22 protein-coding genes and 1 other annotated feature are annotated in these 25,317 nt (G+C 46.4%); of the genes, 13 read left to right on the top strand and 9 right to left on the bottom strand.

Features of this window, described 5'->3' with window-relative positions; translation table 11 throughout:
* Positions 1-32: 32 nt before the first annotated feature.
* Together motP and motS are read left to right on the top strand one after the other, a co-directional pair.
* On the top strand, positions 33-848 hold the full coding sequence (gene motP / locus AC0VXY_RS17550) for a flagellar motor protein MotP (protein ID WP_475526044.1): 816 nt from the start codon (positions 33-35) through the stop codon (positions 846-848).
* On the top strand, positions 838-1,575 hold the full coding sequence (motS, locus tag AC0VXY_RS17545) for a flagellar motor protein MotS (protein ID WP_475526043.1): 738 nt from the start codon (positions 838-840) through the stop codon (positions 1,573-1,575). Before motP ends, motS begins: the two co-directional genes overlap by 11 nt.
* Before the next feature lie 64 nt (positions 1,576-1,639).
* Here motS and AC0VXY_RS17540 read toward each other — a convergent pair whose 3' ends face one another.
* Genes AC0VXY_RS17540 through fdhD form a run of 3 tightly spaced genes read right to left on the bottom strand, consistent with a single transcriptional unit; the run spans position 1,640 to position 5,908 of the window.
* On the bottom strand, positions 1,640-2,128 hold the full coding sequence (locus AC0VXY_RS17540; protein ID WP_475526042.1) for a helical membrane plugin domain-containing protein: 489 nt from the start codon (positions 2,126-2,128) through the stop codon (positions 1,640-1,642).
* Positions 2,121-5,066: a formate dehydrogenase subunit alpha gene (fdhF, locus tag AC0VXY_RS17535; protein WP_435989622.1), complete on the bottom strand. Its 2,946-nt coding sequence runs from the start codon at positions 5,064-5,066 to the stop codon at positions 2,121-2,123. Before fdhF ends, AC0VXY_RS17540 begins: the two co-directional genes overlap by 8 nt.
* 26 nt (positions 5,067-5,092) lie before the next feature.
* A complete protein-coding gene (fdhD, locus tag AC0VXY_RS17530; RefSeq protein WP_475526041.1) occupies positions 5,093-5,908 on the bottom strand; it encodes a formate dehydrogenase accessory sulfurtransferase FdhD in 816 nt (271 codons plus the stop codon).
* A 338-nt stretch (positions 5,909-6,246) separates the two neighbouring features.
* Here fdhD and AC0VXY_RS17525 point away from each other — a divergent pair, with 338 nt between their 5' ends.
* The 7 genes from AC0VXY_RS17525 to modB are packed head-to-tail and all read left to right on the top strand — an operon-like array spanning position 6,247 to position 11,295.
* Positions 6,247-7,260, top strand: a complete 1,014-nt coding sequence (locus AC0VXY_RS17525) for a MoeB/ThiF family adenylyltransferase (RefSeq protein WP_475526040.1) — start codon at positions 6,247-6,249, stop codon at positions 7,258-7,260.
* A gap of 13 nt (positions 7,261-7,273) precedes the next feature.
* Positions 7,274-8,587, top strand: a complete 1,314-nt coding sequence (locus AC0VXY_RS17520) for a molybdopterin molybdotransferase MoeA (RefSeq protein WP_475527894.1) — start codon at positions 7,274-7,276, stop codon at positions 8,585-8,587.
* The gene (locus AC0VXY_RS17515; protein ID WP_475526039.1) at positions 8,580-9,056 is read left to right on the top strand and encodes a molybdenum cofactor biosynthesis protein MoaE; all 477 of its coding nucleotides are present in this window, start codon (positions 8,580-8,582) and stop codon (positions 9,054-9,056) included. Before AC0VXY_RS17520 ends, AC0VXY_RS17515 begins: the two co-directional genes overlap by 8 nt.
* A complete protein-coding gene (gene moaD / locus AC0VXY_RS17510) occupies positions 9,049-9,282 on the top strand; it encodes a molybdopterin converting factor subunit 1 (RefSeq protein WP_475526038.1) in 234 nt (77 codons plus the stop codon). Before AC0VXY_RS17515 ends, moaD begins: the two co-directional genes overlap by 8 nt.
* Before the next feature lie 27 nt (positions 9,283-9,309).
* On the top strand, positions 9,310-9,840 hold the full coding sequence (locus tag AC0VXY_RS17505) for a MogA/MoaB family molybdenum cofactor biosynthesis protein (protein WP_475526037.1): 531 nt from the start codon (positions 9,310-9,312) through the stop codon (positions 9,838-9,840).
* A gap of 9 nt (positions 9,841-9,849) precedes the next feature.
* Entirely contained in the window at positions 9,850-10,608 is a 759-nt protein-coding gene (gene modA, locus AC0VXY_RS17500; RefSeq protein WP_475526036.1) for a molybdate ABC transporter substrate-binding protein, read from the top strand.
* Between the two features lie 27 nt (positions 10,609-10,635).
* A complete protein-coding gene (modB, locus tag AC0VXY_RS17495; RefSeq protein WP_475526035.1) occupies positions 10,636-11,295 on the top strand; it encodes a molybdate ABC transporter permease subunit in 660 nt (219 codons plus the stop codon).
* Positions 11,296-11,330: 35 nt separating this feature from the next.
* Here modB and moaC read toward each other — a convergent pair whose 3' ends face one another.
* Positions 11,331-11,822: a cyclic pyranopterin monophosphate synthase MoaC gene (gene moaC, locus AC0VXY_RS17490; protein ID WP_435989630.1), complete on the bottom strand. Its 492-nt coding sequence runs from the start codon at positions 11,820-11,822 to the stop codon at positions 11,331-11,333.
* Between the two features lie 639 nt (positions 11,823-12,461).
* Between moaC and AC0VXY_RS17485 the strand changes: the two genes are divergently transcribed.
* Together AC0VXY_RS17485 and moaA are read left to right on the top strand one after the other, a co-directional pair.
* Positions 12,462-13,052: a molybdenum cofactor guanylyltransferase gene (locus tag AC0VXY_RS17485; RefSeq protein ID WP_435989631.1), complete on the top strand. Its 591-nt coding sequence runs from the start codon at positions 12,462-12,464 to the stop codon at positions 13,050-13,052.
* A 32-nt stretch (positions 13,053-13,084) separates the two neighbouring features.
* Entirely contained in the window at positions 13,085-14,092 is a 1,008-nt protein-coding gene (gene moaA / locus AC0VXY_RS17480; protein WP_435989632.1) for a GTP 3',8-cyclase MoaA, read from the top strand.
* A 62-nt stretch (positions 14,093-14,154) separates the two neighbouring features.
* On the opposite strand, the gene AC0VXY_RS17475 is transcribed toward moaA, so the two are convergent.
* The 4 genes from AC0VXY_RS17475 to AC0VXY_RS17460 form a co-directional block, all read right to left on the bottom strand.
* Entirely contained in the window at positions 14,155-15,264 is a 1,110-nt protein-coding gene (locus AC0VXY_RS17475; RefSeq protein WP_435989633.1) for a hypothetical protein, read from the bottom strand.
* A gap of 188 nt (positions 15,265-15,452) precedes the next feature.
* Positions 15,453-16,628, bottom strand: coding sequence for an acetoin utilization protein AcuC (locus AC0VXY_RS17470; RefSeq protein ID WP_435994403.1), 1,176 nt, complete (start codon positions 16,626-16,628; stop codon positions 15,453-15,455).
* Complete coding sequence (locus AC0VXY_RS17465; protein ID WP_435989634.1) at positions 16,625-17,272, bottom strand: acetoin utilization AcuB family protein; 648 nt, start codon at positions 17,270-17,272, stop codon at positions 16,625-16,627. Before AC0VXY_RS17465 ends, AC0VXY_RS17470 begins: the two co-directional genes overlap by 4 nt.
* Before the next feature lie 29 nt (positions 17,273-17,301).
* Positions 17,302-17,934, bottom strand: a complete 633-nt coding sequence (locus AC0VXY_RS17460) for a GNAT family N-acetyltransferase (RefSeq protein ID WP_475526034.1) — start codon at positions 17,932-17,934, stop codon at positions 17,302-17,304.
* A 253-nt stretch (positions 17,935-18,187) separates the two neighbouring features.
* On the opposite strand from AC0VXY_RS17460, the gene acsA reads away from it, so the two are divergent.
* Positions 18,188-19,906: an acetate--CoA ligase gene (gene acsA, locus AC0VXY_RS17455; RefSeq protein ID WP_435989636.1), complete on the top strand. Its 1,719-nt coding sequence runs from the start codon at positions 18,188-18,190 to the stop codon at positions 19,904-19,906.
* 696 nt (positions 19,907-20,602) lie between these two features.
* On the opposite strand, the gene AC0VXY_RS17450 is transcribed toward acsA, so the two are convergent.
* Positions 20,603-23,566 (bottom strand): transglycosylase domain-containing protein, encoded by a 2,964-nt coding sequence (locus AC0VXY_RS17450; RefSeq protein WP_475526033.1) that lies wholly within the window; start codon positions 23,564-23,566, stop codon positions 20,603-20,605.
* Positions 23,567-23,752: 186 nt separating this feature from the next.
* Positions 23,753-23,962, top strand: a binding site (T-box leader).
* A 54-nt stretch (positions 23,963-24,016) separates the two neighbouring features.
* Between AC0VXY_RS17450 and tyrS the strand changes: the two genes are divergently transcribed.
* Positions 24,017-25,279 (top strand): tyrosine--tRNA ligase, encoded by a 1,263-nt coding sequence (gene tyrS, locus AC0VXY_RS17445; RefSeq protein WP_475526032.1) that lies wholly within the window; start codon positions 24,017-24,019, stop codon positions 25,277-25,279.
* The last annotated feature ends 38 nt before the right edge of the window (positions 25,280-25,317 follow it).

Genomic DNA, 25,317 nt, shown 5'->3' with positions numbered 1-25,317 from the left:
CAAACAGAACTTATTCTGTAGGGAGAGTCAAAATGAAAAAGCTTGATGTTCTTACACCAATCGGGGTTGTAGTAGGGTTTCTATTCGTTGCATTCGCGATCATTTCCAATGCGGGAGTGACCGGGTTCACTTCCTTCATCGATCTTCCGTCCATGCTCGTAGTCACCGGCGGATTGATTGCGGCCATGCTGGTCAGCTTCTCGATCAGGGAATTGAAACAGCTTGGGAAAGTGATGAGAGAATCCTTCCGTGATGTGGAATATGATCTTCATGATTTGATCCGGACGTTTGTGACCCTGTCAGAAAAAGCAAGACGTGAAGGCCTCCTCTCACTTGAGGCAGAGGTGGAAGCGGTCGAGGACCCCTTTATCCGAAAAGGTGTCCTGCTCGCAGTCGATGGAATCGAGCAGGATGTGATCGTCGATATCATGAATGCTGAAATCATTGCCTTAGAAGAGCGGCACCGTAAAAATAAGAGTTTATTGGATAAGGCAGGGGAATATGCCCCTGCCTGGGGGATGATCGGTACGCTGATCGGCCTCGTACTGATGTTAAAGAATTTAAATGATCCTGCTTCACTTGGTCCCAATATGGCGATCGCCTTACTGACGACATTGTATGGATCCCTGCTTGCGAATCTCGTATTCCTGCCAATGGCATCAAAGCTTGCGATGAAAACAGAGAAAGAAGTGTTTATGAAACAAATCGTGATCGAAGGTGTCGTCGGGGTACAATCGGGTCAGAATCCGAAAATATTGGAAGAAAAATTAAGAGTGTTCTTATCCAACGAAGAATTACAGATGTATTCAGACAGGAAACAAGAAGGGGCAGCACCAGATGAAGCGTAGAAGAAGACCGGCATCTCAGCCTCCGGGGGCTCCTAAATGGATGGTTACGTTTTCTGATCTTATTACTCTTATTCTCGTATTCTTTATTCTATTATTCTCGATGTCGCAGATTGATATTGTGAAATTCAGAACCATCGCTGATTCCTTTCAGCAGCGGCAGATCCTCGAATTCTATCCTTCTGTCATTCCCTTTGAGAACCCGTCGGCTGAACCCGATATGGAATCGGAGAAGTCAAAGCCGCAGGGAAATGAGGCAGAACAAGATCTGAACTCGTTACTTTCAACTATTCAGGGCTATTTGAAAGAAAACAAATTGAGTGACGTCGTGGTGGCGACCAGATCCGAACGGGGAGTTGTGCTCGTCCTTCAGGAACAAGCACTGTTTGCCTCAGGTGAAGCAACGGTCCTTCCGGATGCGTATCCGTTCTTGAATAAGGTCGGCGTGCTTTTATCCGAAATCCCGAACTTTGTAAAAGTGGAGGGACATACAGATAACCGCCCGATCAATACATATCGTTTCCCGTCGAACTGGGAGCTCTCATCGGCTAGGGCGAGCAGTGTGGTGCGTTACTTGATCACAACGGAAGATCTCGATCCAAAGCGGTTCATCGCCGTCGGATATGGAGACACGCGTCCGGTCGCTCCTAATGATAAAGTGGAGAACCTCCAGAAAAACAGGCGGGTCGAAGTGATCATCACCGATCCCGCTTATGAAGAACAATCGTAAATGCTTTCGGGAAAAATAGAAAACAGGCTGCCAACCTTAAAGGTCGGCAGCCTGTTTTTTTGTATTATTTCTTGTCATTTTTTATGTGGTTTTTACCGATCCCTCTTAAAATATAGATGATGATCGTAATGGTACGCTGAACTGCAGGGTCACCAAGGGCACGAAACAGTCCGAATATCCCGGTTCTTTTCGTAGATGGCCTTTCTTTTCCTATATTCAGATTCCGCGTATTCCGGACACTCAATGTTTCAATCCCTTCCAGATTCAAACTCCCGAGTAATTCAGTCATACGGGCTACGTTATTAAGGATGGCCGCGTTCTGATCTTTATTGGCTTCCTTGGAGAAGTTATACAGGATATCTTCCTGATGGTTTACCATGGCGCTGATTGTATCCAGATTTCGATTTTCATCCATGTGCTTAATGATCTCAATGACTTTTAAAAGGGAATCTTTATTATCAGCAACCGCTTCTATCAGTTCATTCAAGTTCTGCTCCTGAATCTTTTCTTTCGAAATCTCCAGTGGAATAATCTTATCAATGGATTTAGCCATTCGTATCAACCTCACTTCCCGGGAAGACGTAATCTTTTCGATCCCATTTTCTTTCTACTTCAGGGCCCATTTGCGGATTGCGTGTTGCCCAGCGGTGGTTGTTATGGGGGATGGGCGATTTCCCTTTTTTCTCGAGTACTTCCACTTTGGCAGGAACCTCTTTATAAGCAGGTGTATCCGTGTCTTTATCTACATTGCTGCTGGTCAAATAGTTCACCGCATTTTTACCGTCACTGTTTAAGGTGATGAACAATTCCTTGCCAAACACTTCCTTCGTCACATGGACCCTGCCGGTGCTCTCGCCGTTATCATTGGAAAGCTTGATGAGGGCACCTTCTTCAATTTCAAGTTCCTTAGCCATTTTCTCGGAAACTTCAAAGAATGGTTCAGGCATTTTGTTTCGAATCCCTTTCGTATGGGAAGTCATATTTCCTTCGTGGAAATGTTCAAGAACCCGCCCGTTATTTACATGATAATCATATCCTTTTTGTGCTGGATAGTTGTATTCATATTCAAGGGGATAAAATTGGGCTTTCCCGTCATCGAAATGGAATCCGTCCGTGTAAAGGAGAGGTGTATCCGTCCCATCCTCCTGCACGGGCCATTGGAGACTGTTGAACCCTTCCAGCCTGTCGTAGGAAACCCCGGCCATCAATGGTGTGAGTGAGGCGGCTTCATCCATAACTTCTGCCGGAGAAGGATAGCCCCAGTTGAATCCAAGTTTTTCAGCTATACCAGAATAAATTTCCCAGTCGGGTCTTGCTTCCCCCAAGGGCTCGAGGGCTTGATAAATACGCTGGATGCGACGCTCTGTATTCGTGAAGGTTCCTTCCTTTTCGACACTTGGTACGGCAGGAAGCACCACATCGGCATATTCGGCGGTCTTTGTAAGGAACAGATCCTGGACGACGAAGAACTCAAGCTTCTCAAATGCCCCTGTCACATAATTGATGTTAGAATCAACGATTCCCATATCCTCACCGGTGACATACAATCCTTTAAGATTTCCTTTGTGGATTTCCTCCACCATTTCGTGATTGTTCATACCGATATCTTTAGGAAGCTCTGCATCCCAGGCCTTTTCGAATTTTGCACGGATTTCTGCATCCTCCACACTCTGGTAGCCCGGGAATGTATTCGGCATGCTTCCGAAATCGCTTGCTCCCTGGACATTATTATGACCGCGGAGAGGGTATGCGCCTGCACCGGGTTTTCCATAGTTTCCTGTAACCAGCAGGAGGTTGGAGATGGCAGTGGATGTATCAGACCCGATTTGATGCTGGGTAACGCCCATCGCCCAGCAAATGGCTGTTGAACCTGCACGGTGGATATTCTCTGCGACGGTTTTAAGATGTTCTTGGGAGATACCCGTTTTTTCCTCAGCATATTCCATTGTGAAAGGAGCAAGGCTTTGGTAATATTCATTGAAATCATTCACCTTTTCATCGATGAACTCTTTATCGTGCCAATCCTGGTCAATGATGAATTTGGATAGGGCAGATAGCCATACGAGATCGGTCCCTGGATTTGGGTGTAGGAACAGATCGGCTCTCTGGGCCATTTCATGCTTTCTTAAGTCAGCCACAATCAATTTTTGGCCGAAGAGTTTGTGAGAACGTTTGATTTTAGAAGCGAGCACAGGATGGGCATCCGCTGTGTTAGTCCCGATCAGCATGACCAGGTCAGCATGTTCGATATCCTTCATGGAACCTGCATCGCCGCCGTATCCGACTGTCCTGAATAACCCTTTGGTTGCGGGAGACTGGCAATAGCGGGAACAATTATCCACGTTATTCGTTCCAATGACTTGTCTGGCCAACTTTTGCAGGAGATAGGATTCCTCATTGGTTGCTTTGGATGAGGCGATGAATCCGAGGGCATCCGGTCCATTCTTTTCTTTGATTTCCCTGAATTTCTCTGCTACATAGTGGAGGGCTTCTTCCCACTCGACTTCTTTGAAATGATCACCTTCCCGGATCAACGGACGGGTGAGGCGTTTATCGCTATTCACATGACCGTAGCCGAATTTCCCTTTTACACAGGAAGCGATCCCGTTTGCCGGGGCTTCTTCAGTAGGGGACATCTTTAACACTTCTCTTCCTTTTGTCCAGACATTGAAGCTGCAGCCCACGCCGCAATACGTACACACGGTTTTGGTTTTCTTGATTTGATCATCCCTCATCTGGGCTTCTGAATCGGACACGGCGAAAAGGGGACCGTAGCCTGTTTCCACATTTTTCGTAATATCAATCATCGAACGCAAAAGGCTCGTATTATAGCCGGTCATATAACCTGCTTTTCCGAGCATATCGTTTTCCATGAGGGCGTTGCAGGGACATACGGTCACACATTGGCCGCAGCTGACACAGGAGGACTGATCGATCGGGACATCATTGTCCCAAATGACACGGGGATTTTTACGCTCCCAGTCAATGGACAGTGTTTCGTTGACCTCGATATCCTGACATGCTTCCACGCATTTTCCGCAAAGGATGCATTGATCCGGATCATACCGGTAGAATTGGCCGGAGAAATCTTTTTCATATGGCTTCGGTTCAAACGGTTTCATCTGATGTTCGAGCCCCATCATGGCCACTGTATTATGAAGGGTACAGTCCCCATTGTTTTTCTCGCAGACCGTACAGTATAGTTCGTGGTTTTCGAGAATGGTGTCCATCGCTTTGAATCTGGCCTCTTTCACATGGGAAAGCTCTGTCTGGATATCCATTGCTTCTTGAAGCGGTGTCCCACAGGCTCTTCTCAGTTCCCCGTTAATGGAGACAATGCATGTATCACAAGTTTCGATGGCACCGAGACTCTCCTGATAACAAACTTGTGGAATTTCCACTTTCCTGAGATTAAGAAGTTCCAGTACAGACATACCGGGCTCTGCCTCATATTGAATGCCATTAATGAAAACGGTTAACTTTCCTTCCATTAAAAAATTCCTCCTCTTAAATCGATTTACGTGCTTTCCGAGATATGTAGGTCAGTACCGGTTATTCTTTTAGGGTGTGTATAGATATTCATCCTGTCACCCCTGACAAATCCAACGGCCGTAATCCCCAAGTCATCTGCGAGTTCCAATGCAAGATTGGTAGGGGCCGACTTGGATAGCAGGATGGCAATCCCCATCTTGGAAATCTTGAGAAGCACCTCAGAAGAGATCCTCCCGCTGAACGCAATGACCTTATCCTTGACTGAAATGTGATTCATGAGACAGTATCCATAGAGTTTATCCAGTGCGTTATGTCTTCCGATATCCTGATAGCATTGGATGATGCCTGTGGTGCTGCAAATCGCTGCATTGTGCATTCCACCGGTCCTGTGAAAGTCCCTGGAATGGTTCTGCAGCTCTTGCATGTGATGAATGGCCATGAGGGCGGTTAGTTCCATTTTGGACGTAACCGTTTTGGCTGTGAGCATATCGTTCGTGAAATAAAATTGTCTGCTTTTCCCACAGCAGGAACCGATAAATCGTTTCGAGGTATTCCTTGCCCGGTCTTCAGGCAGCTTATCGATTTGTACATAGGCGAACCCTTTATCCTGATCGATGGAGAGACGGGTGATTTCGTTGAAGCGCCGAATGATCCCCTCTGAAGCCAGAAAGCCAACAACCAATTCCTCCAGGTTGGAAGGGGAACAGACCATCGTCGCCCATTCTTCTCCATTTAAATGAACGGTAAGCGGGAATTCAGCAGCCACCTCGTCCACTTCCTCAAAAAAAGCACCATCTCCATATTTACGGACGGTACGGGTTAGAATACTTTTATCCTCCAACAGCTTATCCTCCCATTTATGAAACTATCATCATTTCGTGTTTTCCCTAATAAGTAAGAAAGGAAAACATGAAATCTTTAAAAAAATGAAAAAATTCTTCTTATTTTAATATAAACCCTATATACTGTGTTCTGTCGGGCATCTGAATGCGACGAAAAAGGCGCATAATGAGAGAATGATAGAAAGTTATGATTGCATACAGGAATATAAATGGATTCTTTAGGGTAAAAGATAATGTTTCTATAATTTTTGAGAATGCTCTGAAAATATAGTGTTCGAGAAAGGTAGTCCAAATCCTTCTCTTGAAACGAACAGAGGCTAAAAGGGGCGGAAGCAGGATGAGTGACAGATATTCCCGTCAAGTATTGTTTAAACCTATCGGAGAAGCCGGGCAGGGAAAAATAGCTGAGAAACATGTCGTCGTAATTGGGGCGGGGGCGTTGGGATCTGCCAATGCAGAATCTCTTGTCAGGGCGGGGATAGGTAGATTGACGATCATTGACCGTGATTATGTTGAGATGAGCAACCTTCATCGTCAGCAGCTATATTCAGAGAGCGATGCCATGGAGGGGTTACCTAAAGCCGTCGCTGCAAAAAAAAGATTGAATGAGATTAACTCAGGAGTACATATCACAGCCACCGTGGCAGAAGCTGACGTAGAATGGCTGTCGGAGGCCGCTAAGGATGCGGATCTGTTGTTGGATTGTACGGATAACTTTGATATCCGTTTTATCATAAATGACATCTCTCTTAAATATCACGTTCCGTGGATATATGGATCTTGTGTCGGGAGCACAGGGATGAGCTATACGATTCTTCCAGGAAAGACGCCGTGCTTGAATTGTCTCACGGGATCCGTCCCGATGTCAGGGGGGACTTGTGATTCTTCCGGTATCATAGCTCCTGCGGTCCAAATGGTAGCGGCCTATCAATCAACGGAAGCATTGAAGCTTTTAGTGGAAGATCACGACTCATTGAGAAGCGGGCTGATCACCTTCGATTTGTGGGGCAATCAATCCTTCACGATGAATGTATCAAAGGCCAAAAGGGATGGATGCCCTTCCTGTGGCAAAAATCCGGTTTACCCATATCTACAGTTTGAAAACCGTACCAAGACAACGGTCCTTTGTGGAAGGGATACAGTGCAGATCAGGTCGCCTCATCATCCACATTCATTAAATGAACTGGAACGAAACTTGGAAGGTCTGGGGGAAATGAAGCGGAATCCATATTTACTTTCATTTCATTATGAGCCATATAGGATCGTGTTCTTTCATGATGGCCGGACATTTATCCATGGTACGAATGATATGAACGAAGCTAAAAAGATTTATCATCGCTTAATCGGATAGGAGGGAGCAGATGTTGGAACGTCGAACGCCCATTAAGGTAGAAGAAGCCATAGAATGTCTTCTGAAGTACAAAAAGAAAGGCGCAGTCGAAACCGTGGAAATCGAAAAGGCATCCGGCAGATTCCTTGGGGAAAATCTTTTTGCCGATCATGATGTCCCGCTATTTGACCGCTCCCCATACGATGGGTTTGCGATAAGAGCCGAAGATACTACATATGCGTCGAAGGAAAACCCTGTTTCTATGGAAGTGGTTTCTGAAATAGGAGCGGGAAGTGTATACAATCAACCGATAAAAGAGAACCAGGCCGTACGGATCATGACAGGCGCACCGATTCCCGAGGGAGCGAGCGCGGTGGTCATGCTTGAATTAGTGAAGAACCATGAGGAAAACGGAAGAGCATATATCACCATAAACCGGTCATATAAGGAGGGGGACAATATTTCCTTCCGGGGAGAGGATACGAAAAAGGGGACGATCCTTGCTGAAAAAGGAACGTACATCAATCCTGGAATCGTTGCACTCCTGGCCACATTCGGCTATAAGGAAGTCCCCGTCAGCAGGAAACCGAAAGTAGGGGTCCTGGCGACTGGAAGTGAATTGCTTGAAATAGATGAACCCCTCGTACCCGGTAAAGTCAGGAATAGTAATTCCTATATGGTTCTCTCCCAGATTGAACGGGCAGGGGGCGAAGGGATATTCCTGGGACAATTGAGCGATGACTTTGACCTGTGCTTCGGGCACGTGGAAAATTCCCTTCAACAGGTGGATTTCCTGATCACGACAGGTGGTGTATCCGTAGGCGATTTTGATTACCTTCCGGATATTTATAGTAAGCTTGGGGCCAATGTGCTGTTCAATAAAGTGGGAATGCGGCCTGGAAGTGTCACAACGGTTGCTGAGAAGGATGGAAAGCTCCTATTCGGATTATCCGGAAATCCATCCGCCTGTTATGTAGGTTTTGAATTATTCGTCAGACCCGTCATTCGATTTTATTTACAGTGCCCCCATCTTTTTGTCAGAAGTGAAGAAGCTGTTCTCGGTAAAGATTTTCCTAAACCAAATCCCTTTACCCGGTTTGTCAGGGGGGAAATGACGTATTCAGGCGGAAGCGTGTATGCCGCGCCTACAGGTCTGGATAAATCAGGTGTCGTTTCCTCCCTGGCTTCTGCCAATGTCCTTATTGTCCTTCCGAGTGGGACAAGGGGGTATGAGGAGGGAATGAGGGTGCACGTATTACTGCTGGAAGACCAGCAGGGAAGCGACCTGACCGGGAATTATTTTCAGAAGAATGAATCAAGTGAAGAAAGGATGCAGCTCCGTGAATGATGATTTATTTGTGATAACAGATGCCCCTATTTCTACAGAAGAAGTTTCGGCGAAAGTGGAAAGCAGGGACGCCGGAGCCGTAACCATTTTTTGCGGCACCGTAAGAGAATGGACGAAAGGAAGAAGAACCCTTTATTTAGAGTATCAGGCCTATAAATCAATGGCTGTGAAGAAACTTGCAGAAATCGGGGTGCAGGTCCAAGAAAAGTGGCCGGCTGCCAAGGTAGCGATTACACACCGGGTGGGAAGGCTCGAAATATCCGACCTGGCAGTGGTCATTGCCGTATCATCCCCCCACCGGAAAGCGGCCTATGAGGCCAATGAATACGTAATCGAACAGATTAAAAAAATCGTCCCGATCTGGAAGAAAGAACACTGGGAAGATGGCGAACAGTGGATAGGAGATCAACTCCAGCAGGTAGAATATCGGGACGGGAAACCAATGAAAGGGAGTGGAGCGGATGATTAAGGTATTCTTTTTTGCCCATCTGCAGGAAAGGGCAGGTCGACATGAAGTGACGATAGATAAGGGGGAACTTACCGTGAGAGAGCTGAAGGAACGGCTGATGGACGAGTATCATCTTCCTTCTTTAGAAAGCGTCATGGTTGCCGTCAATGAACAATACTCCCTTGAAGATGAAGTGATTTCTCCAGGAGACGTTGTTGCCCTCATTCCTCCAGTCAGCGGGGGATGATAGGGGTACCCGCCAGACGATGAAGATATGAAAGGAGACGATCCATTGTTAGAGGAACATCGGAAGTCATCGGCTAAAATAGTGACATGTAAAGTGGTGACAGTAAGCGATACAAGAACAAAAGAAACAGATAAAAGCGGAAAGCTGCTTAAGGAGTTACTCCAACAATCAGGACATGCAGTCGCTGAATATGAGATCGTAAAAGATGATATCAGCACCATTACGGCTTCACTTGAAAAAGCGATACATAATCAAGAGATACAGGCGGTTTTATTGAATGGTGGAACCGGGATCAGCAAAAGGGATGTAACGATAGAAGCGGTAAAACCTTTATTGGATAAAGAATTGGTGGGCTTTGGTGAACTGTTCCGTTTCCTGAGTTACAGGGATGATATTGGCACAGCTGCCATCCTATCAAGGGCGATTGCAGGGGTATCGGGTGACACGATCATCTTTTCCATGCCGGGATCATCGGGAGCCGTGAAACTTGCGATGGAACAATTGATCATTCCCGAAATAGGTCATATGGCAAATGAAATGACAAAGGATTCGAGGTAGAAGGAAAACATGATGACTAAAAGGATATGGATCATCATCACCATTATACTCCTTATGACCGGCTGTTCTCCTAAAGACCGGGACAAGGTCACCCTGACCATATCGGCAGCGGCCAGTCTGAAAGATAGTATGATGGAAGTGAAAAAGGACTTCGAGAAACAGCATCCCGGCATTCAGATCGTCTTTAACTTTGGCGGAACCGGTGCGTTAAGAAAACAGGTGGAACAAGGGGCCCCGAGCGATGTGTTTCTTTCTGCATCCAAAAAAGATTACGAAAGATTGATAGACCGGGGATTGATTGACTCAACCCTGGGAGGGTCGTTCTTAACAAACCGATTAGTGATCATCGCCCCTGAATCGAGCAGTGACCCAAATCTTGATGCCCTTTCCCACTCCAAGGACAAGCTTGCCATAGGAAATCCGGCATTTGTTCCGGCGGGAAACTATGCGAAACAGGCATTGATGGGGATGAATAAGTGGGATGCGGTCAAGGATCAGCTCGTATTGGCCAAAGATGTAAGAGGGGTGCTTACGCTGGTGGAAAATCAGTCTGTTTCGTTGGGGATCGTCTATGCCAGTGATTTGACTGCAAGCAAAAAGGTGAAATCCATACAGTCGATCAGCCCTTCCCATCATTCGAAAATCGGTTACTATGCAGGAGTACTGCAAAACAGCAAGCATCCAAAAGATGCAGCCGTTTTTTACAAATTTGTCATTAGCGATAAAAGAAAAGAGACGTTTGAAAAATTTGGATTTACGAAAGGGTAATTTGTAAAGAAGTAGGTGGACATTCAAATGGAATCATTCTGGTTCCCTATCAAGCTTTCCCTTTTGGTCGCAGTGTCAGCAACCATTTTTACGTTCATTGTTTCTGTAGCACTTTCACACAGGTTCTCCCGGATCAACTTTCGGGGAAAGACCGTTTTGGAAACCCTGTTCATGCTGCCGCTCGTATTACCCCCGTCCGTCGTTGGGTTCATTCTTCTCATCATGTTTGGGATCAATAGTCCGATAGGGAGAGGAATAGAAAAACTAATGGGAGAAACGATTTTGTTTACACCATATGCCGCCATCGTTGCCGCTGTCGTGGTGGCGTTTCCATTGATGTATCAATCAGCCAAAGCAGGATTTCTCGGCATAGATGAAGATATTGAGGCAGCTTCCCGGGTGGATGGGGCTTCAGAGAGGAAGACACTTATATACGTTTCGATCCCGCTGGCAAGCAGATCCCTGCTGACCGGATCAGTACTCAGTTTCACGAGGGCATTGGGGGAATTCGGGGCCACGTTACTGTTTGCAGGGAACATCCCGGGAAAAACCCAGACCATCTCAACGGCCATTTACGTGGCCATTGAATCCGGGGAAGACGCCCTCGCGTGGAAGTATGTAGGGATAAGCATGGCGGTTTCCTTCATCTTCCTGCTGTTGGTCAATCGAATCAATGACCGGCCCTGAAAATCGAAGGCCGGTAGATTCATAGGGGTAGTGAATCAGAGAGGATCCCGGTGGAAATCACCATTTTTCCCGCCCGATTTATGCAATAAGTAGGTCTGTCCGATGATCATGCCTTTATCTACAGACTTACACATATCATACACACAAAGGGCTGTTGCCGTAGCGGCAGTCAAGGCTTCCATCTCCACCCCGGTGCTCCCCTTCGTTTTTACTTCTGCCGTTATAAGTAGCTCATAAGCGGCATCACTCATCTCTTTCCAGGTGAAAGAGATATTGACACTGCTGATGGGAATGGGATGGCACATCGGGATGATGGCAGATGTCTGTTTTGCCGCCATGATACCGGCAACCTGGGCCACTCCTAGGACATCGCCTTTTTTAAAATCATGATGGACGATTTTTTGATGAATTTCCTGATTGACTTGAATCGAAGAGTGAGCAATGGCATTCCGGACGGTTTCCTCTTTATCCGATATATCAACCATTTTCGCTCTGCCCTCTTCATTAAAATGAGTAAAGTTAGACATTATGTTCACCTCTGTTTTTAGTGTAATCGTAATTTGAAGGAAAGTAAAACATCCATTACCCACAGTGGAGCAGCTGATTCTCACCAATGAAGGTACCTAACTCTGAGTGTTATGGCTAATCTGAATTTGCAGAGTTTATTGCTTTTGATGAAGCGAGTGGTGGTTGATTTCCGCTGCAGGTGCTCGCTTTCCGCGGGGCGTGAGTTGAGCCTCCTCGGGCTAAAGCCCTGTGGGGTCTCAAGATCCAGCTACGGTGGCTAGCCCCTCGAGGTCATAAGCTAAATGCTCCAAGAAGGCAAAAGAACGCCTTCTTAGCCCATTCATCTTATGCTTGTCGGGGCTGAGCAAGCCACCTCCGCTTTTCAGGCTTTCCCGCTATTCCCGTCGGAGTCGAGCACCTTCCGCTACAATCAACTGACTATGAAGCTGTTTTTAATATTGTTAGAATATTACCCTTCAAAATTGATTATTGGTTTGAAGTCTATTAAATCATAATAGAAGAGAGGGGATTCGTGTGTTCAAGGGCATTCCGGTCATACAGGTCGTTGGATTTAAGAATAGCGGGAAGACTTCCCTGGTGTGCCGCATGATCCAACATGGGTTCAGGCATCTCTGAAAAAAGGAAGGGGGTGTTAGAGGATGCGTGATATCACATTAGCGGGCGTCATTGTGGCAGGGGGACAATCCAGGCGATTCGGAAGCGACAAAGCTTTCTCCCTTTATAAAGGAAAGCCGTTCTTTCAGCACTCGCTTCAGGCCGTTTCTTCATTTGCCGATGAGGTGATCATTGTAACAAGCCGGGCGTTATTCTCCCGATTCGATGCACTGCCCAATGTAAAGGTAGTAGAGGATGTAGAAGAATTCAAAGGCTGTGGACCTCTGGCTGGGATCTACACGGCCATGAGTGAATATCAAGCGGAATGGTACGCCGTACTTCCTGTCGATGTTCCGCTTGTGACGAGCAGCTTAGTGAACCGGCTGATAAGTAAAGTGGATGAAAGGTATGATGCGATTGTTCCGGTCATTGGTGGTAAGCTTCAACCTTTATTAGCCCTGTATCGGGAGTCTGTAAGGGAAAAGATCTATGACCAGCTCGTTAGTGAAGATTACAAAATGGGTAATATACTTAAAGGACTCTCTGTCCTATATTTGACAGAAGAGGAAGTAGGAGAAAGGAAAGCCTTTCATAATATCAATACGAAGCAAGATTACGATACTCATATTGAATGAAAATATGAAATATGTAATTGGAGGAACCCTGCATGGAACATATCATAGACAAGAGAACCCGAACCCTTCGTGATTTGAGGATTTCTGTAACGGATCGATGTAATTTCCGGTGCAGGTACTGCATGCCGAAAGAAGTTTTTGGTGCAGATTATCCATTTTTAGAAAGAGAAGAGATTCTTTCATTTGAGGAGATCACTCGTTTAGCCGGCATTTTTTCTGAATTCGGTGTGGAAAAAATCAGGCTCACGGGGGGAGAACCCCTGCTTAGAAGAAATCTGCCGGTCTTGATTGAAAGCTTATATAATGTGTCAGGTATAAAGGATATCGCCTTAACGACAAATGGAGTATTCCTGCCGAAGCATGCAAAGGCATTGAAACAAGCAGGCCTTACAAGAGTGAACGTAAGTCTGGATTCCTTGAATGATGAGGTATTTATGAAGATCAATGATGTGGGCAGGGGAGTGAAGCCCGTATTGGATGGAATTCGCGCTGCAAAAGGGGAAGGCCTTGAAGTGAAAGTGAATATGGTAGTGAAAAAAGGTCTTAGCGACAATGAAATCATGCCAATGGTTCACTATTTTAAACAAGAAGGGATCACTCTCAGGTTCATCGAGTTTATGGATGTCGGAACCACAAACGGCTGGAATTATAAAGATGTCATCAGCAAGAAGGAAATCCATGATGTCATAAACAGTCATTATCCATTGGAACCCGTCGAGCCCGGTTACCATGGAGAAGTGGCAAAAAGATATCGGTACAGCGGGACCAATACGGAGGTGGGATTCATTTCCTCCGTGACGGAAAGTTTTTGTACCAGCTGCAATCGGGCACGGATATCCACGGATGGAAAGCTGTTCACGTGTCTATTTGCCCAAAGCGGATTCGACTTGAAGGCTATGATACGGGGCAAAGCTTCTGATAAAGAACTGAAGGAAGCGATCAGGAGCGTATGGGAAAAACGGGATGATCGTTATTCTGAAATAAGGACGGAAGAAAGCCAGGCATCCCGGAAAATTGAGATGTCCTATATTGGAGGATAAATGAAAAAGCAAGGATTGCTCACCAAAGAGAAATCCTTGCTTTTTTGAACGGATTGACTCGATCACTGATAGTTGATGACTGCTGGACTTGGATCCATCTTAAGCACCTCTTCGGGTGTCAGGACAGGGAAATCCTTCTCATAGAAGACTTTGAAGGCGCCGTACTGAGTCGGTTCATCCCTGACGTATCGGCCATACAATGCCTTCTTGTCCGCAGCTGCTCCCCAGCCGTCGAAGTTGATGGCGACTTCAACGTTTTCAGTCGGCTTGATCGCATCCTTGTTCGTCAGCACGGGACCGGTGAATTGGTGGACGAGGACCAGTTTATCCGGCAGGTTATTTTTTTCCACAAGCGCTGATATATACTCGATGGCCTCCTGGATTTTGCGGCCATCGACTTCACCGAGATCCTCACCGGGCTTTTCCCCTTCGGCTACGTGGAATTCCGTATCGATCGCCAGGTGAACATTCGGACGCTTCAGCCACTTTTCAACCATTTTCACCTGATTCATCACCGTATCCGTTCCGAGTTGAATATCGAGCAATACGAGTGCATCATGCTTGTCGGCAAGCTTCACATACGTTTCGATATTTTCCTCAGAAGTCATCTGCACATAATCACCGTCTGGACCAGGGGCACTCTGGGCCATGGTGGTAATCAATTCAATCGTCGGGACCGCTGGACGATCCGGGTCGAGATTGGAATAGACCTGGGTTTGTTCTTTCAGTTTCTTTATGTATTCTTCTGGTTCGTATTTTCCGAGAATGCCCATATGTTTGGATGCTGGTGTTCCATAGTAGGTCACGAGACGATGGTTCTTCAATGGTCCGTCCGATGGGTCTTCCACACCGTTTGCAAGCGTCTCACCCAAAGGCACCGTTCGCTGAGGTTTCTCCTTCTGTCCCTCTTGATCAGTCTGAGTTTCTTCGGTCTCTGTTTCTTCAGCCAGTCTTTCCTTCAGGGACACTGCATCTTCAGCCGGTTCCAGCGGTTTGAAAGGTGGCTTACTTTCTTCCTTGCTTTCTGCGACCTTGTCTTCTTTCGGTTTCTTTTCTGCCTTATCTTGTTCCGAAGCGGCTTCTTTCTTTTCCTGTTCTTTTGTTGCAGTGGGGGAGGAACAGGCTCCCAGTGCAAGTGTTACGGTTAACATTAGCGGCAAATATTTATTCATTGCCTCACACATCCTTTTTCTTAGAAGATTATGGAGGAGTTTAACACATTTTCCTCTACAAGAAAGCTATGTAAACAAATTGATAGAAAGATTTAATCAAAAAAAGCGCCAAACCCTGGCTTATGCTTTGGGGCTTGGCACTTATTCTATCATTCTATGATCTCTACTGTATATTTGTAAGTTTTGCATTACATCGATGGCTTGTGTTTCAGTTGCTGCCGAATGGAATAAAGGGCTTTTTCAACGGTTTGTTTGTTCTTTTCCGTGATTTCCCCTTTTCTCGGTATCGGCTTATAGATATCGGGTGCATCCGTCCATTCTGTCGGTAACGTGACGCCTGCTTTTCCTTTCCAGCGTTCGACCCATTTGGAGGGAAAAGATGATGCGAGGTCCATCTGCCCTGTCATTTCCATCCAGATCATGCCCCAGGCACGTGGGACGACCCTCCAAATGTCATAGCCACCGCCGCCGACGGCAATCCATTTCCCATCGCAATACTCATGGGCAAGCTCATGGGCGATGCGGGGGATTTCCCGGTAGATGTTCATGGTTGCTGATAGATGGGTGAGTGGATCATAGTAATGGGCATCCGCCCCGTTTTGGGTCAAGATTACGTCCGGTTTGAAGAACTCAATGACTTCCCGGAAGGACGTCTCGTAGGCCTCGATCCATGATTCATCTTCCGTGAAGGCATCGAGGGGGATATTGAATGAATATCCATATCCTTTACCGTGACCGCGCTCATTGATATTGCCCGTTCCCGGGAAGAGATACCGGCCTGTTTCGTGAATCGACAGGGTGCACACGTCGGGATCATCGTAAAATGACCACTGGACCCCATCCCCATGATGGGCATCCGTATCCACGTACAAAACCCTTGCCCCGTATTTTTCCTGTAAATAGCGGATCGCCACGGAGCTGTCGTTATAAATACAGAACCCGGAAGCCTTACCCTTGAACCCGTGATGTAATCCGCCCCCCAAGTGGATAGCATGCTTCGCTTTACCCGTCATGACGCAGTCAACGGCCGTCAGCGTGCCGCCCACTAAATACGCACTTGCTTCATGCATACCTTGAAACATGGGGGTATCTTCCGTGCCGATCCCGAACCCTTCTGCCTGATTTTGAGAAAGCTGGCCATTACTCGCTTGTCTGACAGCGTTTACATAGTTGGGATCATGATTAAGGAACAACTCTTCATCAGTAGCCATCCGCGGAGGGACGATGTCATCCGGTTGAAGAGCCTTCACTTCCTTTAAGAGGTCCATCGTCAGGGTGATCCGGGTCTGATTGAAGGGATGCTCATCAGAGAACCGGTACCCCAGCAGTTCATCTGAATAAATGAAGACAGCATCCTTTGTCATGATGAGATTCCCGGCATGTTTGGCCATAACACGTCATATCCTTCTTTTTTAAGATCACTGATCACGTTCATCGGGTTCATCGTCCGTACCCGGAATACAAGGATTTTAAAGGATTCGTCTTTTTTATCCGGATAGACAAGGACACTTTGGATATTGGAATTATGACGTCTGATGATGCCGGCCACTTCATAGAGGATGCCGGCTTTATGAGGGACCTTCACTTCAATCTGTGATCCAGGCTGATGGGCACCGGTCAATTGAATGAGGGTATAAAGCAAATCGGTTTCCGTAATGATCCCCACAAGCTTCTTTTCCTTCAGTACCGGAAGGCAGCTGATATGATGCTCATAAAAGAGGGCAGCGACTTCTTCCACGAAATCCAGTGGATGCCCCGTGATCACGTCGGTCTTCATGATGAATTTAAGAGGCTTCTGCAGCTCGGAAGTAACGGACCCATCATGGAAGATGGAAGGTGTACCATCCTTCACGTCCCGGTCACTTACGATGCCGACGACTTCCATCTCGTCATTCGTGATCGGGATATGCTTGATTTTCTTTTCCCTCATTAAGTTTATGGCCGATTCAATCGTATCGTCTGCTTTCAATGTTTCGATTTTCGTTTTCATTATCTCTTCTACAATCACGCTCTCCACCCCTTTTAGAAACAGTCACGTTAATACATAAAGCGATTCATAAATCGAAGCTGATCAAATTGCTGAACAGAATCTGAATCCACTCGTTTTCCGATTCTCGCCATTAAGCAGTTGGCCGGATGGGAACTGATTTCAGGGTCATCCGTTGCGTAATATTCAAGTCCGCCGGCGTTCATCATCTTTTCCATCACTTTCCGGTATTCCCATACGTTCAGGCCTGTTCCTTTGAGGTCCCAGTGCCAATAGTATTCTGTCGTAATGACGATGTAATCTTCCATATGATCATCCATCATGGATACTTTCAATAGATTCTTCCCGACGGCCGCCCCGCGGAATTTCGGGATGACCTCGATGGCCCCGAGCTCGATCAGGTTCTCCATCTTTCCCTGAGACCACCGTTCGAGGGGATCGGGATATAAGTATGTAACGTACCCGACAATGGTATGATTGTCCCTTGCAATCAAGATGCGCCCTTCCGGTAAATCGGCAATCTCGACAAGGGCTTTGTGCTGCTGGGCCGGGGGTCTGAAAGCGACCAGGCCCTCATGGAAATCAAGGCGGGATAACTCCTCTGCCGAAATCGGACCTTCAATAATGATATTTCCTTTTGTTGTCTTTAACTCTGTTGCATTATAGGTTTTTTTCAATTTCATCTGGACACCACCTAAAGATATTCCTCCCTTCCATTATACATGAAATTAAAAACGAGAGAGCGCTTTCACAAAAAATTCAGACCTTCAGATTAGGATTGTTATTCTGAAATATCTATTAGTGACAGGGTTTTGAGGGGATATTGCATCAGAATCCAGTGGACATACTCGGTGGCAGATTTTTTAAAAAATTGAGAAAATATCTGTTTTATACTATAATAAGATTGTAATTTCTTACATAAGGGGGATACGGTATATGAAAGTGGAAGCGCTACCAGTGACTAAGGGAAACTATAATCTTGAAAACTATGAAAATACGTATGATTCATTCGATTGGAAAGAGGTCGAGAAGGAATTTTCATGGGCGGAAACAGGTCGCGTCAATCTTGCGCACGAAGCGATTGACCGGCATGCAGTGTCTTTCAGGAAGAATAAGGTCGCTCTTTATTACCGAGATGCAGAACGTGATGAAAAATATACGTACTCTGATATGAAGAAGATGTCGAACAAAGCAGGAAATGTATTGAAGAGGTTTGGGGATGTTGAAAAAGGTGACCGTGTCTTCATCTTCATGCCAAGATCACCGGAATTGTATTTCTCCGTCCTGGGTGCGATTAAGCTAGGAGCCATCGTGGGGCCATTGTTTGAAGCATTCATGGAGGGAGCAGTCCGGGATCGCCTGGAAGATAGCGAAGCTAAGGTTCTCATCACCACTCCCGAACTATTGAAAAGGGTTCCTGTAAGTGAACTGCCGAATCTGAAACATGTCTTCCTTGTTGGGGAAGATGTGGAGGAAGATGATGTGCATGTGGACTTTATGGCTAAATTCGCTGAAGCGAGCGATAAGCTTGAAGTAGAATGGGTGGACCGGAACGATGGTCTGATCCTTCACTACACGTCAGGTTCCACCGGGAAACCTAAAGGGGTCCTTCACGTCCATAACGCCATGATCCAGCACTATCAAACGTCTAAATGGGTACTGGACCTTCAAGAAGAGGATGTGTATTGGTGCACAGCGGATCCAGGCTGGGTCACAGGTACTTCATATGGAATCTTCGGTCCGTGGCTGACGGGCGCCTCCAACGTCATTGTCGGGGGACGTTTCAAGCCGGAGAACTGGTATAAAACGATTGAAGACTATGGTGTGACGGTCTGGTACAGTGCACCGACTGCCTTCCGGATGCTGATGGGTGCAGGGGATGAAGTCGTGAAGCAATTCGACCTGAGCTCCCTTCGCCATATCCTTAGCGTCGGGGAGCCGTTGAATCCCGAGGTTGTCCGTTGGGGAATGAAAGTGTTCAATCTGCGCATCCATGATACGTGGTGGATGACGGAAACAGGTGCTCAGCTGATCTGTAACTATCCAAGCCTTGAGATCAAACCGGGCTCCATGGGAAAACCATTCCCTGGTGTCAAAGCCGCGATCGTCGATGATCAAGGAAATGAAGTGCCACCTTACCGGATGGGGAACCTGGCCATCAAAAAAGGCTGGCCATCGATGATGAATCAGATCTGGAATAACCCACAGAAGTATGAATCATATTTCATGCCTGGCGATTGGTACGTTTCAGGGGATTCCGCTTACATGGATGAAGACGGATATTTCTGGTTCCAGGGACGGATCGATGATGTCATCATGACTTCAGGAGAAAGGGTAGGTCCTTTCGAGGTGGAAAGTAAGCTCGTTGAACATCCGGCTGTCGCAGAAGCTGGTGTCATCGGGAAGCCCGATCCCGTCCGTGGTGAAGTCATCAAAGCATTTATCGCCCTTCGTGACGGATACGAAGTGACAGACGAGTTGAAGGAAGAGATTCGCCAATTCGTGAAAAAAGGACTCGCTGCCCATGCGGCACCGAGGGAAATCGAATTCCGCGACAAGCTGCCGAAGACGCGAAGCGGAAAAATCATGCGCCGCGTATTGAAGGCATGGGAATTGGATTTGCCGACAGGTGATTTGAGTACGATGGAAGATTGATGGATAAGTTAGATGGACCCCTGCTCTTTGTGAGTGGGGGCTTACTTGTGAGGTGCGAATGATCGCAGACAAATTCAAAAGCATAATACACAGTTTAAATTCCAATCAAAAAGCCTTAGATATGCAAATATCTCTAAGGCTTTTTTCGAATCTTTTTCCATGTTCATTAAGGGAAGGTGATAAAGCCAGTTTGGTAAATAAGCGGAGGAATTCCGCTTATATATTAAATAGAACTGAAATTACCTTAAATAGACGGAAAGATGAGACTGTCGATTAATTAAAATGTGAAACTTTTACTTGACCTCACTGAATCTCAACTGCTATTTTAATGCACTAGAGAGTCACGATCGTTTACAAAAATCCCCTTGAGACGCATTTAAATCGATTTTCAGACAGTTAAGGCTAAAAAAGGGGTCAAGATACTCTGGGTAATACTAAATTGATCATTGAAACCTAACGAAATTTTAAATTTTTATTTGTCTAAAATATGGAGCATTTATTAAAAGTAGTTAATCGACGGTCTCAAGATTCCGGCTATTTACTCAAAAAACGTGAAAATGGTTAGTTTTTCTTTGCTTAGTCGGAATACCTCCGCTTATTCTAACTATCAGTGGTTACTCAATTAAGGATAAAACACCATTAAACAAAAAGAGGGAGACGTCGTCACAACGACGTTTCCCTCTTTACAATCAATCACTAGTTCTGGGCTGGTGGTGGATCCGGTTCTGTAGGTGGTTCGGTTCCGCCGTCGTCCCCACCGCCGTCTCCGCCTCCATTGCCGCCACCGTCATCTGCAGGCGGTGGTGGCTCCGGCTTGTCCGGTTTATCCGGTTTTGGCGGTGGATCGGCTGGTTTATCACCAGGTGGCTTCGGATCTGTACCCGGCTTTTCAGGTTTAGGATCCGGTTTTGGTGCAGGCTTTCCAATCTGTACCGTATTGGAATGTCCAGACTCTTTGCCGGCTACATCGACGGCAACCACATAGAAATCACCGTTTCCAACTGATACTGCTAAACTTGAACCGGATTTGACACTTCCGACTTTTCCACCGGATGTGCGGTATACCCTATATCCGACGACGTCGCCGCTTGCGGATGGCGTCCACGTGATTTTGTTCCCGTTTCCGCTCGCATTGACGGTTCCAGGAGCTGAGCCGTCATCGGAAATCTTGTTCTCCGCGATGAGGACATTTTTAAATCGTTCGTCCCCATCCGGGATCAGTTTGTCCGGATCTCCAGGCACTGCACCGAAGATGTTTTTCACAAAGTCAGGGTTCAGGATGACACCAGGCTGTGAAAATTCCGCCGGTGTATTCGGCAATGCCAGGTATTTCTTTCCGTTCACCATGACGTAACGGCTCATAAGTAAGCTGTCATCGGTTTTGGTAGGAACGTATTTTGCATTGAATAAATCACTTTTAACAAGTCCCGCCTGGCTGCATGCTTCAGATGGAAGTAGTCCGGATATGGAACAGAAGGACCTCCGGACGATCCCTTCCGGCTGTTGGAACGATGCATCAGGATCGATCAGATCGGGAGCCAGGTCCCTGACATCATTCAACAGATAAGACCATAAGCGGATGTTACGCAATCCGTAATGTCCGTACCTGGCACGGGAACCGGGAGTGTTCAGTGACGAAGGCGTGTCGTAACCGAACCAGGTTCCGAAGGTGATGCTCGGATTCGTTGCCACAAACCAGTGATCTTTGTAATCCTGACTCGTTCCGGATTTCCCGGCCCAGTCTGAATCAAAGTTCAGGAAGATCTTCGCGTAGCGCCCGGTACCGAGGTTATGATCCAGGGTATCTCTCATCATATCGATTGTTAAATAAGCTGTTTGCGGACTGAACACATCCACTGGGTCTGACTTATGTTCAAAGACGACCGTTCCATCCTTGTCGACGATCTTGTCAATCATGAAGGCATCGATGAATTTTCCTCCATTGGCAAAGGTGGTGTAGGCATTTACGTTCTCTTCGACCGTGACACCCGTCGTCGTCGCTCCCAGAGTAAGGGACAGGTTATTGTCATATCTGCTAGAAAGGGAGTCGAAGCCCATTTTCAACAGAAACTCTTTAAATGGATTCCGGTTGTAAATATTCGCATACGTTCTGACTGCTGGGAGATTCAATGATTCTGCCAGGGCGAACCTTGCAGGGAAAAGTCCGCGCTCCCTGAACGAATAGTTTTCAGGTTTCCAGCCATTGATGTTGACGCCCACATCAGGAATCGGTGATCCAGGTGAGATGTACCCGTATTCAAGAGCTGGTCCGTAGGCGAGCAAAGGCTTCATGGTGGATCCGTTTGATCTGTGTGATTGAGTGGCATGGTTGATTTGTTCCAATTTGAAATCCCGGCCGCCGATGAAGCTGATGATGCGGCCCGTTTTGTTCTCGATCATCACGGCGCCGACCTGAACCGGCTCTTCGATTTCTACTTCTTTCCCTGTGTCAGGGTCTTTTACCGTTCTGGTTTTGGTAGGACCGTACATCTCATACGCATCTTTTGTTTTTTGCATCTGATCATAGATCTTCTTATTGATGGTTGAATGAATTTCATACCCGCTTTGACGGACATTGCGGTCGGCAAGCGTCTGGTACTTATCTTCAAGTTCATCATTGTTTTCGAGATCCTCTTCAGAATATCCATCTTTCTTGGCAAGCACATTTTTCATGATTTCCACTGCCCTGCTTTCAAGTTCGGCAGTGAGCCATGGATATTGCTCTCGAGGTGATTGCTTTGGTTTCACGAAATCCTTTGAGAGGTCATAGGCAACGGCATCGTCGTATTGCTTTTTCGTGATGTATCCTTCCCGGTGCATTCGGTAGAGGACCGTGTTTTTTCGGCTCATCCCGGCTTCGAGATTCTCTTTGATTTCCCCATTATTCTTGAATGGCGTGTAAGAGAAGGGAGCCTGCGGAAGTCCTGCGATGAAAGCGGACTGTGGCAGGGACAAATCCTTTGCGTCCACTCCGAAAATTCCTTTGGCAGCCGATTGGACACCCGCGATGTTTTGACCGGAAGAATTCCGTCCAAGAGTCGCTACATTCAGATAGGCTTCCAGTATTTCATCTTTATCAAAAAATCTTTCCAGGCGAAGAGCGAGAAGGATTTCTTTCGCTTTTCTTTCAAATGAAACTTCATTCGTGAGGATCTGATTTTTGATCAGCTGTTGAGTGAGTGTACTCCCGCCCGATTGGGTAGCTGAATTCGTGAATTCCTGTAGGACGGCGCGCATGATCGCTTTCGGCACGACACCGTTATGTTCGTTGAAGTACTCATCTTCCGTGGCAATGACGGCATGCTGCAGATCTTTCGAAATATCTTCAAGCTTCACTTCTTCCCGTTCCAGGTCGGTCCGGAGTTTCCCGAGATAGACATCGTCCGAGAAGTAAAGTCGAGAGGTTTCCTCGTAGTTGTAGATGTCCTTTTTCATTTGGTCATAAGGACGGATTGGTTCTTCCTTGACGAGTGAAGCGAAATAACCCGCTCCGACTCCTCCTGCAAATGCGAATCCCAATACAAAGATCACGATCAGGATCAAAGACAGGTTCCAGAATACACCGTATGTAATTCTTGCTCGTTTTTGTAGTCTAGTATTTGAAAAGAACCTGATTGCAGGGTCTAATTTTTCACGTAATATGTTCCATTTTTCCTTCATATATCATTCCCCCCAGAACATTCCCATTATAGCATAATTACAGGAAGGCTGTCGTAAAAAGTCAAATAAAATGGTCTTTTATCATCCGTTTAGTTGACTATTATTTTGGAATATGGTAAAAACCTAATATAGCGAAATGAATGATGATCCGGCATATATTCGGATTTCTGTATGAAAAATAAATGTGTAAACGCAATGAGAGGAATAAGTAGTCTGCCTTCCCTGTTACGAAGAGAGTCAGTGGGTGCTGTGAACTGACACAAATGGCCGATGAATTACATCCTGGAGCTTTTGCTGTGAACTTCTAGTAGCAGCAAACGGTGCAAGCCGTTATCTTGAATGAGTGAAGGATGTTATTCCTTAATTTGGGTGGTACCGCGCGACAGCGTCCCTGCATATATGCAGGGACTTTTTTGTTGTCAGCATGTTTATCAAAAGGAGGAAATAAAGATGGATTTACTAAAGGACTTGGAATGGCGTGGGATCACGTATCAGCAAACGGATGCAGATGGCTTGAAGGACCTGTTGAATAAAGAAAGCATTTCGATTTACTGCGGGATCGATCCGACAGCGGACAGTATGCATATCGGGCATCTGCTTCCATTCCTGACGCTTCGCCGTTTCCAGAATCAAGGGCATCGTCCCCTTGTACTGGTTGGAGGGGCAACAGGTTTGATCGGTGACCCGAGCGGTAAAAACGAAGAGCGGAAACTGCAGACGGTTGAAGCGATTCAGGGGAATGTAGCGAGCATTAAAGGGCAGCTCCAAAGCATCTTTGATTTCGAAGGGGAAAACGGGGCAGTGATGGTGAATAACTATGACTGGATCGGAGCAATGGACGTTGTGACTTTCCTTCGTGATTTCGGTAAGCATGTAGGGGTGAATTACATGCTGGCGAAAGATACGATTTCGTCCCGTCTGGAATCGGGTATTTCGTTCACTGAATTTACGTATACGATTCTCCAGGCGATGGATTTCAATCATCTATACGACAACTACAATTGTAAGCTGCAGATCGGAGGCAGCGATCAGTGGGGGAATATCACGACCGGCCTTGAATTGATCAGACGTACACATGAAGAAGAAACGAAGGCATTTGGTTTCACGATTCCACTTGTAACGAAAGCGGACGGAACGAAATTCGGGAAAACAGAGAGCGGAGCAGTATGGCTCGATCCGAAGAAGACGTCTCCATATGAGTTCTACCAGTTCTGGATCAACGCGGCTGACGCAGATGTCGTGAAATACTTGAAATACTTTACCTTCCTTTCTCATGAAGAGATCGAGGCACTAGCTGCGTCCGTTGAAACAGAACCTCATCTTCGCAAAGCACAAAAGACACTGGCGGAAGAAATGACGAAGCTGATCCACGGTGAAGAAGCCCTTGATCAGGCGATCCGTATCACTCAAGCGTTATTCAGCGGTGACATCAAGTCATTGTCCGCTTCTGAAATACTGGAAGGATTCAAAGATGTCCCTTCTTTTGAACAGGCAAAAGGAGAAGAAATCGGATTGATCGATCTCCTCGTCAATGCGAAAATCTCGCCATCCAAGCGTCAGGCACGTGAAGACGTCGGGAACGGTGCGATCTACATCAACGGTGAACGTATCACGGATCTTCAGCATGTAATGGGCGAAGGGGATAAGATCGAAGGACAATTTACGATCATCCGACGCGGAAAGAAGAAATATTTCAGAGTTCAGTACGTATAATAGAATATAGAATCTATCAGCGCGGTATCCGTTTCTCT

Source organism: Rossellomorea sp. QJM3NY_18 (assembly GCF_056173145.1).
The sequence above is the reverse complement of the archived record's forward strand: the minus strand, read 5'-3'. Positions and strand labels throughout refer to the sequence as shown.

Bases quoted from the DNA above. Each gene is read 5' to 3' on its own strand.
- AC0VXY_RS17450 (WP_475526033.1), bottom strand. From the start codon at position 23,566: ATGAAGGAAAAATGGAACATATTACGTGAAAAATTAGACCCTGCAATC.
- moaD (WP_475526038.1), top strand. From the start codon at position 9,049: ATGATTAAGGTATTCTTTTTTGCCCATCTGCAGGAAAGGGCAGGTCGA.
- acsA (WP_435989636.1), top strand. From the start codon at position 18,188: ATGAAAGTGGAAGCGCTACCAGTGACTAAGGGAAACTATAATCTTGAA.
- tyrS (WP_475526032.1), top strand. From the start codon at position 24,017: ATGGATTTACTAAAGGACTTGGAATGGCGTGGGATCACGTATCAGCAA.
- AC0VXY_RS17470 (WP_435994403.1), bottom strand. From the start codon at position 16,628: ATGACAAAGGATGCTGTCTTCATTTATTCAGATGAACTGCTGGGGTAC.
- AC0VXY_RS17485 (WP_435989631.1), top strand. From the start codon at position 12,462: ATGCGTGATATCACATTAGCGGGCGTCATTGTGGCAGGGGGACAATCC.
- AC0VXY_RS17505 (WP_475526037.1), top strand. From the start codon at position 9,310: ATGAAAGGAGACGATCCATTGTTAGAGGAACATCGGAAGTCATCGGCT.
- motP (WP_475526044.1), top strand. From the start codon at position 33: ATGAAAAAGCTTGATGTTCTTACACCAATCGGGGTTGTAGTAGGGTTT.
- modA (WP_475526036.1), top strand. From the start codon at position 9,850: ATGATGACTAAAAGGATATGGATCATCATCACCATTATACTCCTTATG.
- moaA (WP_435989632.1), top strand. From the start codon at position 13,085: ATGGAACATATCATAGACAAGAGAACCCGAACCCTTCGTGATTTGAGG.
- AC0VXY_RS17475 (WP_435989633.1), bottom strand. From the start codon at position 15,264: ATGAATAAATATTTGCCGCTAATGTTAACCGTAACACTTGCACTGGGA.
- AC0VXY_RS17540 (WP_475526042.1), bottom strand. From the start codon at position 2,128: ATGGCTAAATCCATTGATAAGATTATTCCACTGGAGATTTCGAAAGAA.
- moaC (WP_435989630.1), bottom strand. From the start codon at position 11,822: ATGTCTAACTTTACTCATTTTAATGAAGAGGGCAGAGCGAAAATGGTT.
- AC0VXY_RS17460 (WP_475526034.1), bottom strand. From the start codon at position 17,934: ATGAAATTGAAAAAAACCTATAATGCAACAGAGTTAAAGACAACAAAA.
- modB (WP_475526035.1), top strand. From the start codon at position 10,636: ATGGAATCATTCTGGTTCCCTATCAAGCTTTCCCTTTTGGTCGCAGTG.
- AC0VXY_RS17525 (WP_475526040.1), top strand. From the start codon at position 6,247: ATGAGTGACAGATATTCCCGTCAAGTATTGTTTAAACCTATCGGAGAA.
- fdhF (WP_435989622.1), bottom strand. From the start codon at position 5,066: ATGGAAGGAAAGTTAACCGTTTTCATTAATGGCATTCAATATGAGGCA.
- motS (WP_475526043.1), top strand. From the start codon at position 838: ATGAAGCGTAGAAGAAGACCGGCATCTCAGCCTCCGGGGGCTCCTAAA.